We start from the raw sequence: 12289 nt of genomic DNA on the forward strand, positions 1-12289 counted from the left end.
TGTATGCCGACATCCGTCAGGCGTGAACCGCATTCGCCCCACTCATGGCCGAGTTTTCGATGATCCGGCCGGTATCGGCGGCATAAAGATGGATCGCATTGTGGTCGATCGCGATGCCGATCGGATCGCCCGACTTCACGGTCACGGCCTCGGTCAGCGCCACAGCGAAGGGCAGCCCGTCGAAATCGGCGTGAACGACGCGGCTCGCGCCGAGCTCCTCGATGAAGTCGGCCGTTGCCACTAAGGCGCCGGGCGCATCCGGGGCCACCAGACGGGCAGCCTCGGCGCGCATGCCGAGCACGACGCGTTTGCCTTTCAGCGCTGCGGCGCGTTCGCGCGGCAGCGCGATCTTGCGGCTCTGGTCATAGACGAAGACGCCTTCATCGTTGATCGTGCCTTCGAGCAGGTTCATCGCCGGCGTGCCGACGAAGCCGGCGACGAAGCGCGAGACCGGATGATGATAGACTTCCTCAGGCGTGCCGACCTGCTCCACCCTGCCGCCATTCATCACCACCAGCCGGTCGGCCAGTGTCATCGCCTCGGTCTGGTCATGCGTGACGAAGATCGAGGTGGCGCCGAGGCGGCGGTGCAGGCGGCGGATTTCAGCGCGCATGGCGATGCGCAGCTTGGCGTCGAGGTTCGACAGCGGCTCGTCGAAGAGGAACACCTTCGGTTCGCGGATCATCGCTCGCCCCATGGCGACGCGCTGGCGCTGGCCGCCGGAAAGGGCGGCCGGCCGGCGGTCGAGGAAGGGTTCGAGGCTGAGCGCTTTGGCGACCTCGGCGACGCGGCGGCTGCGTTCGGCCTTCGCCACACCGGCCACCTTCAGGGCATAACCGATATTCTCGGCGACGGTCATATGCGGATAGAGCGCATAGTTCTGGAACACCATGGCGCAGCCGCGCTCGCGCGGCTCCAACTGGTTGACGACCCGGCCGTCGATGGCGATTTCACCGCCGCTGATTTCCTCGAGGCCGGCGATCATGCGCAGCAGCGTGGACTTGCCGCAGCCGGACGGGCCGAGGATGACGATGAATTCGCCGGACTGGATCTCCAGGTCGACGCCGTGAACGACGGGAGTCTTGCCGTAGCTCTTCTTCACATCACGGATTGAGATCGGTGCCACAGGACTGCTCCTTCATTTCTCGGTAGAAATAAGGCCGCGCACGAACCAACGCTGCATCAGAATGACGAGCACCAGCGGAGGCGACATGATGATAAGTGTACCTGCCATGGCGACGTTCCAGTCGGGCAGGCCGAATTCGGATGGGATGAGGGTCTTGAGCTGCGTCACCGCGATGCCGAAACTCGGGTCGGTAGTAATCAACAACGGCCAGAGATACTGGTTCCAGGCCCAGACGAACATGATGGTAAACAGTGCGATCATGTTTGGTCGCGACAGCGGCAGCAGAATGTCCCAGAAAAACCGGACCGGACCCGAGCCGTCCATCTTCGAGGCCTCGGCAAGCTCGTCCGGAACGGTCAGATAGAACTGGCGGTAAAGGAAGGTGCCGGTCGCGGTTGCGACGAGCGGCGCCACCAGGCCGGTATAGGAATTCAGCAGACCCCATTCGAGCTTAATCTGGATGCCGGACACCCAGGCGACCAGCGCGGTAATTCCGGTGATATCGAGAATCGTCTGGAAAGGCTGCAGCGCGTTGGCCGCGATCGAATAGGTCGGCACGATGCGGACTTCCAGCGGCAGCATCAGGGTGATGAAGATGATCCAGAAGATCAGATGCCGACCGCGGAAACGGAAGTAGACGATCGAGAAGGCGGCCATGGCGGAAAGGATAACCTTGCCGGCACCAACCGCAGCCGCGAAGATGATGCTGTGAATCAGCTTGTTGCCGAGATCGGCGCGGATCCAGGCGGCCTGAGCATTTTCCCAGAAATGCGAGCTCGGGGTCAGCGGTAGCGGCACTCGGTTGACCGTCTCCAGATCGAGCGTCGATGCGATAATGACGATGACGAAAGGCAGAAGCGCGATCACCATGCCGAGTGCCAGAAGTGTATAGCAGATGAAGTTGAATATCGGCGTGCGTTCGATCATGTCCGCGACCTCACTTGTAGTGCACGCGCCGCTCAATGAAGCGGAACTGGAAGATGGTGAGCAGGACGACGAGCGCCATCAGGATGATCGACTGGGCGGCGGCGCCCGAATAATCGAGCCCCCTGAACCCGTCGAAATAGATCTTGTAGACCATGAGTTCGGTCGCACGTGCCGGCCCGCCCTGCGTCATGACGTCGACGATGCCGAAGGAATCCTGGAAACTTTCGGTGATGTTGATGACGAGCAGGAAGAACAATGTCGGCGTCAGCAGCGGCAGCTGGAGATCCCACATCCGGCGCAGCGGCCCGGACCCGTCCATGGCCGCAGCCTCGATCAGCGAGCGCGGAATGCCCTGAAGCGCCGAAAGGAAGAAGATGAAATTATAGCCGATATATTTCCAGGAAAAGGCGATGATGACGGCGATCATCGCGTCCTTGCCGTCGAGTGCCGGGTTCCAGAGACCGGGCCAGACATGATTGATGACCGACAGGAGGCCGGCCTCCGGCGCCAGGATGAAGCGGAAGGCGAGACCGAGAGCGGGAGCGGCAATCGCATAAGGCCAGATGAAGACCGACCGGTAGATCTTGTGGCCGCGCAGCTCGCGATCCGTCAAAAGCGCCAGGATGAGCGCCATCCCCATGGCGATCGCCGTCGAGCTGAAGCCGAAGATCATGCTGCGGGTGATCGACTCCCAATAGATGGGGTCGCTGAGCAACTGCTTGAAATTGTCGAAACCGACCCAGGCGTTGCCGCCGCCCCATGGCTGCTCGAGCGTGAACGCCCAATAGAGCGCTTGCGCACTCGGCCAATAGAAGAAGACGAAGATCAGTAGCAGCATCGGAAAGGCGAAGAGCAGTCCGATCGTCGTCGAGGAGAAAGTGACGCGCTTTTCCATGAGTGGTCGTTTTCGCCATGATTTCGTTTAAAGCGGGCAGCAGCTTTGCATCCGCGACCGATGAAGAGAACTTGCGAAGACGCACCCGGCGCGCGCAAGGCGGGCCGGGTGCGTCTGATATCAGCCGATCAGGGGAGCTGAACGTTCTTATAGGTCTGCTGGAAGCGGCGCAGCAGCTGGTTGCCGCGTTCGGCAGCGCCGTCGAGCGAAGCCTGGACGTCGGCATTGTTGACGAAGATCGCCTGCAGGCCGTTGGCGATTTCGGTGCGGACCTGCAACAGGCCGCCGAGACGGATGCCGTGCGGCGCCGTGTCGTCGGCAGGCGATGCCGTCAGGCTCTGAATCGCCAGCTCACGGCCGGCATAAGGAGCCTTGTCGTAGAAGCCCTGCTTCTTGAGATATTCGAAGCCGGAGTTACGAACCGGGATATAGCCGGTGACCGTCGACCAGGTCAGGGCTTCTTCCGGCTTTGCGATGAAGTTGAAGAAGGCAGCGGCAGCCTTGTATTCGGCGTCGGTGTGACCCTTCAGAACCCAGAGCGACGCGCCGCCGACATAGGAGCTGTGGCGGGTTGCAGTGCCGTAGGTCGGGAGCATGGCAACGCCCCAGTTCATGCCCTGCTTGGCGGTGCGGCCGATATTGCCGTGGTCGCCGACCGAGGTCAGGATGACCTGGCAATCGCCGGCGGCGAAGGCTTCGACGAAGGTCTGGCCGACGGCCTTGTTCTTGATGAAAGCCAGCTTGTTGTCATACCAGGACTTGAGGTCCTTGATGTAGCTCACGAGCAGCGGGTTCTTGTTGTAGGTCAGTTCGGCGTCGAGGCCTTCAAAGCCGTTCTTCTTCGTCGCGATCGCTTCGCCGTTAACGGCTTCGAACTGCTCGACATATTGCCAGACTTCGTTGTTGGAGATGTCGAAGGCGAGCGGGCAAGCATAGCCTGCATCCTTCAGAGCCTTGAAATCTTCGCCGGCTTCCTGCCAGGTGGCCGGAGCATGGTCCTTGCCGATCTTGGCGAAGGCATCCTTGTTCCAGTAGAGCAATGCGGTCGAGGAGTTGAAGGGGAAGGAGTACATCTCGCCCTTGGACGTCGCGTAATAGTTAGCAATGCCGGAGAAGTAATCTTTCCAGTCGACGGTGTAGCCCATGTCCGTCATCAGCTGGTTGGCCGGGTAGTAGGCGCCGGAAAGCATGATGTCGAGCGTGCCGGCGTCGGAGACCTGAGCGATGGTCGGCTGCTTGCCGGCGCGGAAGGCGGCAATGGTGTTCTGCAGCGACGCGTCGTAGCTGCCCTGGCTGGTGCAGGCGACTTCGTAATCGGCCTGCGACTGGTTGAAGCGATCGCACTGTTCCTGGACACGCTTTGCGATGTCACCGGAATTGCCGAACCAGAAGTCAATCTTGGTCTTATCGGCGGCGGCAGCGGGACCGGCAAGAAACGCTGTAGCGAGAAGGGCGCCAACGGCGCCGAGAAGCTTGGCTTGCATGAGAACCTCGAACGTAAAAAAGGACGCGCACTTTCGGCGCACGCCCTATTAGCTGGTTCAAATTGCCGCGGCCAATGAATATTACATGACATGAAACGATCGAAATCGTTCCGTCACAAAACCTTCATGCGGATGTTATTTGCCACGGCCGAGGCTATATTTAGAGAAGCCTCGCCAGCCTCCCCAGCGCACTGCCGAACATTTATATTTGTATTCGAATATTTATGAATTTCAAGGGTTTTCAATATTTGCCTATATTGCGACGCAGCATCATTATTCGAAGCTACCGCCGCATGAAAACTTGCAAAATCGCCTATCTCGCCGCCATTGCACTGCTGTGCAACGCCTGGTTTTAACCCCAGATTTAAAGGAAATCCTTCAAAATTGCAGCGAACCGGGGATCGAATGCACGGCTGATCGGTCCGGCGGCCGCACCGATCGCCACCGACCAGGGATCGGCCATGCCGGGCTGCAGGCGCGGGAGCATGCGGCCAGGTCGTTCGGCGATCGAGGGCAGCAGCGGGCCGATGGCGGCGATCAACCTTTTCACCAGCGCTTCCGGGGCACTGCCGCACAGGATCACAGTCTGCGGATCGAAGACCGTTTCGATGAGATGGATGCTCCAGCGCAGGTCCACTGCCGCCGCCTCGATCCAGGTCTTAATGTTTGGATCGCCCCTTGAGGCAAGGTCGTTGATGCGTGCATGGAGATGGGGATCGGCAGGATCGGCCGAGAGATGCTGATAGAGCGAGGCGAGCGAAGCGCGATGTTCGAGCGGCGTCGATTTGCCGTCGGCAAACAGCAGCGCCATGCCGATCTCGCCGGCATTGCCGTTGGCGCCACGGTAGAGCTCGCCGTTCAGAATGAGGCCGGCGCCGATGCCGTAGCCGACGAAGAGGCAGACCGCATGGTCGACACCATGGGCGGCTCCCACCATGCGCTCGGCGGTCGCCGCAGCAGCAGCATCGTTCTGCAGGCCAACGTCGAGCCCGGTGCCGGCGGCCAGCCTTTCCAGCAGCGGGAACTTTTGCCAGGCCTCCATCATCCACGGATCGTCGCCGCTACCGGCGACCCCGAAGGGCCCGGGCATGGCGACACCGAGACCGACCATTCGCTTTTCCGACTGCTGGACGATCCCGGCAAGCTTGGAGCGCACATCGGCGACCAGATCGAGGATGACCTTTGCTCCCGTCGAGGGACCTCCGGGCGGAAGGCCGGCTTCTGCGCGCATCAGAACACTGCCGATGAGATCGACGGCGACCGCTCGCGTCACATGCCGATCGATCTGCAGGCCGATCGCGAAGGCGCCTTCGGGCACGAGCCCGTAGGGCGTCGAGGGCTGCCCCCTGCCCTTGCGCACCGGCTCCTGCGAACGGACGAGACCATCGCGCTCGAGTTCCTCGATGATATTCGACACCGTCTGCTTGGTCAGCCATGTCGCCCGCGCCAGATCGGCGCGTGAAAGTTCACCATTGATCCTCAAGGCATCGATCATCACGCGCCGGTTATGCGCGCTGGTGCCTTCGTGGTTGGTGCCGCTCTTGGCCCGGATCGGCCGGCTGTCATTCATGTGCAATTGCCTCTTGACTCCAGTAGAATGTTGAAGAAGTAATAAGTCAAGACAATTGACTTAATAAGGGACCGGAGAGTTCCAGGGAACGCAGGACGCCGACACGGGCTCCGACGACGCTCCGAGACGACTTCTCGAACACCGATGGCGGAGGGCCGCCCTTGGCAATGCGTAAATGTCAAAAACTGGAGGCTGCAATGCTGAAATCCTTTACCAAGACGCTTCTGGGTGCGGCCTTGATCGGCGCATCTCTTGCGCCGCATGCTTTCGCCGAAACGACGCTGAACGCGCTTTTCATGGCGCAGGCCGCTTACAGCGAGGCCGATGTGCGCGCCATGACCGACGCCTTCGCCAAGGCGAACCCCGATATCAAGGTCAATCTCGAATTCGTTCCCTATGAGGGCCTGCACGACAAGACGGTGCTGGCGCAGGGTTCCGGCGGCGGTTACGACGTCGTGCTCTTCGATGTTATCTGGCCGGCCGAATACGCCACCAACAAGGTGCTGGTCGATGTCTCCTCCCGCATCACCGACCAGATGAAGAAGGGCGTGCTGCCTGGCGCCTGGACCACCGTGCAGTATGACGGCAAATATTACGGCATGCCGTGGATCCTCGATACCAAATACCTGTTCTACAACAAGGAAATCCTCGAAAAGGCCGGCATCAAGGCGCCGCCGAAGACCTGGGACGAGCTGACCGAGCAGGCAAAGGCGATCAAGGACAAGGGCTTGCTCGCCACGCCGATCGCCTGGAGCTGGTCGCAGGCCGAAGCCGCGATCTGCGACTACACCACGCTCGTCAGCGCCTATGGCGGCGATTTCCTCAAGGACGGCAAGCCGGCCTTCCAGAGCGGCGGCGGCCTCGATGCGCTGAAATACATGGTCTCCAGCTATTCCTCCGGCCTGACCAACCCGAACTCCAAGGAATTCCTGGAAGAGGATGTCCGCAAGGTCTTCGAAAACGGTGATGCCGCCTTCGCTTTGAATTGGACCTACATGTATAACATGGCCAACGACCCGAAGGACAGCAAGGTCGCGGGCAAGGTCGGCGTCGTGCCGGCGCCGGGTGTTGCCGGTAAAAGCCAGGCGTCTGCCGTCAACGGCTCGATGGGCCTCGGCATCACTTCCGCCAGCCAGCATCCCGACGAGGCCTGGAAATACATCACCTTCATGACGTCGCAGGCGACGCAGAATGCCTATGCCAAGCTGAGCCTGCCGATCTGGGCATCCTCCTATGAGGACCCGGCGGTCACCAAGGGCCAGGAAGAGCTGATCTCCGCCGCCAAGATCGGCCTTGCGGCCATGTATCCGCGTCCGACGACGCCGAAATATCAGGAGCTCTCGACCGCGCTGCAGCAGGCGATCCAGGAATCCCTGCTCGGCCAGTCCTCTCCGGAGGATGCGCTGAAATCGGCGGCCGACAATAGCGGCCTCTGATCAAACTCAGAAACCCGGGCGCCGCCTGCCGTCGCCCGGCCTCCAAAACTAAAGAATGAAGAAGGGTCGCCTCGATGTCGGGCACTTGGCTGACAACTCGCGCGTGGCTGTTGATGCTGCCGCTTCTCGTGGTCATGATATCCGTCATTGGCTGGCCTTTGATCGATACGGTCGGCCTCTCCTTCACCGATGCCAAGCTCGTCGGCACCGAGGGCAGCTTCGTCGGCATCGACAATTACGCCAAGATGATTTCCGGCTCGAATTTCCAGCGCACGCTGATCACCACCACATGGTTCGCGATCGTCTCGGTTGCCGCCGAAATGGTGATCGGCGTCCTTGCCGCCCTGCTGCTGAACCAGCAATTCCGCGGCCGTACTGCGCTTCGCGCCCTGATGATCCTCCCCTGGGCGCTGCCGACCGTCGTCAACGCCACGCTCTGGCGGCTGATCTACAATCCGGAGTACGGTGCGCTGAACGCCGCGCTGACGCAGCTCGGTCTTCTCGACGCCTATCGCTCCTGGCTTGGCGAACCCGGCACGGCGCTGGCCGCTCTCATCGTCGCCGACTGCTGGAAGAACTTCCCGCTGGTGGCGCTGATCGCACTGGCCGCGCTCCAGGCCGTGCCGCGCGACATCACCGCCGCCTCCCTCGTCGACGGCGCCGGCCCCTTCGCGCGCTTCCGCTTCGTTATCCTGCCCTATCTCGCCGGTCCGCTGATGGTGGCGCTGGTGCTGCGCACGATCGAAGCCTTCAAGGTATTCGACATCATCTGGGTGATGACCCGCGGCGGCCCTGCCAATAGCACCCGCACGCTGTCGATCCTTGTCTATCAGGAGGCCTTCTCCTTCCAGCGGGCGGGCTCGGGCGCCTCGCTGGCCCTGATCGTAACGCTGCTGGTGACCCTGCTGGCCGCCGGTTATGCCGCCCTGGTGCGCAAGACTGCCGGGAGTGCGGCCTGATGGAACGCCAAAATCCACTCTTTTCTGCCTTCATCTATGTCAGCGCGCTGCTGCTTGCCGCCGTCATCCTGGCGCCGATCCTTTGGCTGTTCATCATGAGCATCTCGCCGGCCGCCGATCTTGCGGCAAAGCCGCTGCGCTGGTGGCCGCAGGCGGCGGATTTCTCTCGCTACGCCGTGCTGCTTTCGACGCTCGAAAACAGCGCCGGCGCCGCGTTTACTTCGTCGTTGCGCAACAGCATCGAGGTGGCGGGCATGGCGACGATCGCCGCCATCGCCCTTGCCATTCCGGCCGGCTGGGCCGTGTCGCGCACGCCTTCTGTCGGATGGTCGCTGTCGATGGTGATCGCCACCTATATGCTGCCGCCGGTGGCGCTTGCCGTGCCGCTCTATATGGGTCTCTCTCATCTCGGCATGCTGAACAACGTCTTCGGCCTTGCCTTGGTCTATCTGACAATCCTAGCACCCTTCACCACCTGGCTGATGAAATCGGGCTTCGATTCCATCCCGCGCGAGATCGAATCCGCCGCGATGATCGACGGCGCCGGCCTGTTCCAGACGCTGAGGATTATCACGCTGCCGCTCGCAGCCCCTGTCGTCGCGACATCCAGCCTCTTTGCATTCCTGCTAGGCTGGGACGAATTCTTCTATGCGCTGCTCTTCACCTCCGACCAGCGCGCCAAGACGCTGACCGTCGCCATTGCCGATCTCGCCGGCGGCCGCGTTTCCGATTACGGACTGATCGCCACGGCAGGCGTGCTCGCCGCCCTGCCCCCGGTGCTGATCGGTCTCGTCATGCAACGCGCCCTGATTTCAGGGCTCACCAGCGGCGGCGTCAAGGGATGAAGATGACGACAGAACGAACCCGGCCGGCCGGACTTGCCGCAATTGACCGCGAGATGGCGCGTCAGCACGCCGATGCGCTCGCCTCCTATGATGCCACCGCACCGATGGCGGTAAGAGCCGCTACGTCGCTGAAGAAGACTGGCCGGCTGCTCTTGCTCGGCATGGGCGGCTCGCATGCCGTCAACCGCGCCGTCGAGCCGCTCTACCGCACCCTCGGCATCGATGCCGTCGCCCTGCCGCTCTCCGAACAGCTCGGCCAGCCGCTGCCGATCGCCGGCAAGACGGTCTTCGTCACCTCGCAATCGGGCGAAAGTGCCGAAGTCCTGCGCTGGTTCGAAGAGACCGGCGGCCCGCAGGAGACCTTCGGCCTGACGCTCGAAGCCACTTCCTTCCTTGCCAGCACCGCCCCGTCGCTGGTCGGCAGCGGCGGCACCGAACTTGCCTTTGCCGCGACCCGCAGCCTGACGGTGACCCTCGCCCTGCATCTGGCAATCCTTTCCGCCCTCGGCGAAGATCCCACGGCCGCACTTGCCGTCCTCAGGGCACCCAAAGACCATGACATCGCCGCGGCGCTGGCCGCGCTCGAAAACGTCGCGACCGTCGTCACCTCGGGCCGCCGCCTGCAGGGTGTTGCCGAGGCGCTGGCGCTTGGGTTGACCGAATTATCGCGCCGTCCCTGTTTCTCGCTCGAAGGCGGCCAACTGCGCCATGGGCCGATGGAGATGCTGGGGCCTGAGATCGGTCTGGTGCTGTTCCGCGGCCTGGACGAGACGGCCGGCTTGGTGACGGCTATGGCGGTCTCCGCGGTCGACACCGGCGCGCCGGTCATCCTGTTCGACGCATCCGGCCAAGCGCCGGTCGCCGGCGCGGTGACGATCCGCTTTACCCCTGCGACGGGCCTTGCGGCGATCTTCGCCATGCTGCCGGTCGCCCAGCGGCTGATGATCGCCTTTGCCGACGCCCGCGTGGATAATGCCGGAATGCCGGTCCGTTCCACCAAGATTACCCGGAGCGAATGAATGCGGCCGCTTGCAGTCATCGGCAACGTCAATGTCGACCTCATCCTCGGACCGGCGGCCCCCTGGCCGAAAGCCGGGACGGAAATCATCGTCGATCATGACGAGCTCAGGGTCGGCGGATCGGCCGGCAACAGCGCGCTCGCCTGGCAGGCGCTCGGCATCGAATTCGAGATCGCCGCCAATATCGGCAGCGACCAGTTCGGCCGCTGGCTCGCCGAAGCCTTCGGGCATCGTTCCGTGAACTGGCCGGTCCGTCCTGAGAAGACGACGCTCTCCGTCGGCATCACCCATCCGGATGGCGAGCGCACCTTCTTCACGACGACGGGCCACCTGCCGCGCTTCGCGCTTGCCGATATCTTCGCCGTCATCGACGGCGCAAGACTCCGGGGCGGCTACGCGCTGCTCTGCGGCGCCTTCCTGACCGAAGATCTGACGAGAGAATACGACGCTCTCTTCGATTGGGCCGATAGCCATGACATCACCGTCGCGCTCGACACAGGCTGGCCGCTCGACGGTTGGAAGGAAGAGAACTGCACGGCGACACGCGCCTGGCTCTCCCGCAGCGGCATCGCATTGCTGAACGAGGTCGAGACGACAACGCTTGCCGGCATCGCCGATCCGATCGAGGCTGCCCACGAAATCAGGTCGCACATGCCGGAAGGTGCGATCGTCGTCGTCAAACGCGGCCCGGACGGCGCCGTCGCCATCGGGCCAGACGGCCTGCCGGCTTCGGTGCCTGCACCCGTCGTCAAGGTCGTCGATACGATCGGCGCCGGCGATGTCTTCAACGCCGCCTTCCTCGCCGCGCTCGCAAAGGACGAGCCTTTGATCTCCTGCCTGAAAGCGGGTACCGAGATCGCCTCGCGCGCCATTTCCACCCTGCCCCGTAGCTACGGTAATCCGTCATCCCTTCAGGAGCCCGTGTCATGAGCGCGCTCGACATCCAGAACATCCGTAAGACGTATGGCGAAGTCGAGACGCTGAAAGGCATCGACATTTCGCTGGAAAGCGGCGAATTCCTCGTGCTGCTCGGCTCGTCTGGCTGCGGCAAGTCCACGCTCCTGAACATCATTGCGGGCCTTGCCGAGGCAACGAGCGGCGACGTCAGGATCGGCGGGCGCTCGGTGCTCGGCGTGCATCCGAAGGACCGCGACATCGCCATGGTCTTTCAATCCTATGCGCTCTATCCCAATCTGACGGTGCACAGGAACATCGGCTTCGGCCTGGAAATGCGCAAGGTGCCGGCGCCCGAGCGCGACAGGGCGGTGCGCGACGCTGCAAAACTGCTGCAGATCGAAAACCTCCTCGAGCGCAAGCCGAGCCAGCTTTCCGGCGGCCAGCGCCAGCGCGTCGCGATCGGCCGCGCGCTGGTGCGCAAGCCGGAGGTCTTCCTCTTCGACGAGCCGCTCTCCAATCTCGACGCCAAGCTGCGCATGGAGATGCGCACCGAGATCAAGCGGCTGCACCAAATGCTGAAGACGACGGTAGTCTACGTCACCCATGACCAGATCGAGGCGATGACGCTGGCAAGCCGCATCGCCGTCATGCGCGACGGCCGCATCGAGCAGCTCGGCACGCCGGAAGAGATCTACAACCATCCGGCAACGCTCTATGTCGCCACCTTCGTCGGCGCGCCGCCGATGAACCTGCTGAAGGCGACGGTGCGTGACGGCCGTCTAGCGCTTTCAAGCTCCGATGCCACCCTGCCCCTACCCGCTTGCTTCCGCGATACCGTCGGCAATGGCCGCGATCTCGTCCTCGGCATCCGTCCCGAGGCGCTTCGCACCGACGGCAACGGCCTGTCTATCAAGGCAACCACCGAGGTTTCGGAACTGACCGGTCCGGAACTCGTCGTCACCGCGCTTACGGGAAATCAGCGGCTGATGGCTTGCCTGCCGCCGCGCACGCCGATCCGGGACAACGAAAAACTGACCCTCTTCTTCGACGAAGAGGCCATGCATCTCTTCGACCTGGAAACCGGTCTCAGCTGCCTCGGCGAGCAATAGGCCCACCAAGCACCCTGAGCTC

General features: G+C 62.6%; 11 protein-coding genes. 6 read left to right on the forward strand and 5 right to left on the reverse strand.

The annotated features are described in order from the left end of the window. Positions 1 to 16: 16 nt before the first annotated feature. The 5 genes from K6N12_RS24595 to K6N12_RS24615 form a co-directional block, all read right to left on the reverse strand. Positions 17 to 1126, reverse strand: coding sequence for a sn-glycerol-3-phosphate import ATP-binding protein UgpC (locus K6N12_RS24595; RefSeq protein ID WP_097629159.1), 1110 nt, complete (start codon positions 1124 to 1126; stop codon positions 17 to 19). Between the two features lie 12 nt (positions 1127 to 1138). Further along, positions 1139 to 2053 carry an ABC transporter permease subunit gene (locus tag K6N12_RS24600; protein ID WP_097629160.1) on the reverse strand — a complete coding sequence of 305 codons (915 nt, stop codon included), beginning with the start codon at positions 2051 to 2053 and terminating at the stop codon, positions 1139 to 1141. Between the two features lie 10 nt (positions 2054 to 2063). After that, positions 2064 to 2948: a carbohydrate ABC transporter permease gene (locus K6N12_RS24605; RefSeq protein ID WP_012485023.1), complete on the reverse strand. Its 885-nt coding sequence runs from the start codon at positions 2946 to 2948 to the stop codon at positions 2064 to 2066. Positions 2949 to 3076: 128 nt separating this feature from the next. After that, positions 3077 to 4432: an extracellular solute-binding protein gene (locus K6N12_RS24610; RefSeq protein ID WP_097629161.1), complete on the reverse strand. Its 1356-nt coding sequence runs from the start codon at positions 4430 to 4432 to the stop codon at positions 3077 to 3079. A 364-nt stretch (positions 4433 to 4796) separates the two neighbouring features. Next, positions 4797 to 6002, reverse strand: a complete 1206-nt coding sequence (locus K6N12_RS24615) for an ROK family transcriptional regulator (RefSeq protein WP_097629162.1) — start codon at positions 6000 to 6002, stop codon at positions 4797 to 4799. Positions 6003 to 6199: 197 nt separating this feature from the next. Here K6N12_RS24615 and K6N12_RS24620 point away from each other — a divergent pair, with 197 nt between their 5' ends. The 6 genes from K6N12_RS24620 to K6N12_RS24645 all read left to right on the forward strand — a co-directional run bounded on the left by K6N12_RS24620 (position 6200) and on the right by K6N12_RS24645 (position 12267). After that, positions 6200 to 7438 (forward strand): extracellular solute-binding protein, encoded by a 1239-nt coding sequence (locus K6N12_RS24620; RefSeq protein WP_097629163.1) that lies wholly within the window; start codon positions 6200 to 6202, stop codon positions 7436 to 7438. A 74-nt stretch (positions 7439 to 7512) separates the two neighbouring features. Next, positions 7513 to 8397 carry a carbohydrate ABC transporter permease gene (locus K6N12_RS24625; RefSeq protein WP_097629164.1) on the forward strand — a complete coding sequence of 295 codons (885 nt, stop codon included), beginning with the start codon at positions 7513 to 7515 and terminating at the stop codon, positions 8395 to 8397. After that, the gene (locus tag K6N12_RS24630) at positions 8397 to 9242 is read left to right on the forward strand and encodes a carbohydrate ABC transporter permease (RefSeq protein ID WP_097629165.1); all 846 of its coding nucleotides are present in this window, start codon (positions 8397 to 8399) and stop codon (positions 9240 to 9242) included. Before K6N12_RS24625 ends, K6N12_RS24630 begins: the two co-directional genes overlap by 1 nt. Continuing rightward, positions 9239 to 10261 carry an SIS domain-containing protein gene (locus tag K6N12_RS24635; RefSeq protein WP_097629166.1) on the forward strand — a complete coding sequence of 341 codons (1023 nt, stop codon included), beginning with the start codon at positions 9239 to 9241 and terminating at the stop codon, positions 10259 to 10261. Before K6N12_RS24630 ends, K6N12_RS24635 begins: the two co-directional genes overlap by 4 nt. Further along, positions 10262 to 11191 (forward strand): carbohydrate kinase family protein, encoded by a 930-nt coding sequence (locus K6N12_RS24640; RefSeq protein WP_097629167.1) that lies wholly within the window; start codon positions 10262 to 10264, stop codon positions 11189 to 11191. It begins immediately after the preceding gene. Next, entirely contained in the window at positions 11188 to 12267 is a 1080-nt protein-coding gene (locus tag K6N12_RS24645; protein ID WP_097629168.1) for an ABC transporter ATP-binding protein, read from the forward strand. Before K6N12_RS24640 ends, K6N12_RS24645 begins: the two co-directional genes overlap by 4 nt. Positions 12268 to 12289: the final 22 nt, after the last annotated feature.

It is taken from the genome of Rhizobium redzepovicii (genome assembly GCF_019793435.1).
GTDB lineage: Bacteria > Pseudomonadota > Alphaproteobacteria > Rhizobiales > Rhizobiaceae > Rhizobium > Rhizobium redzepovicii.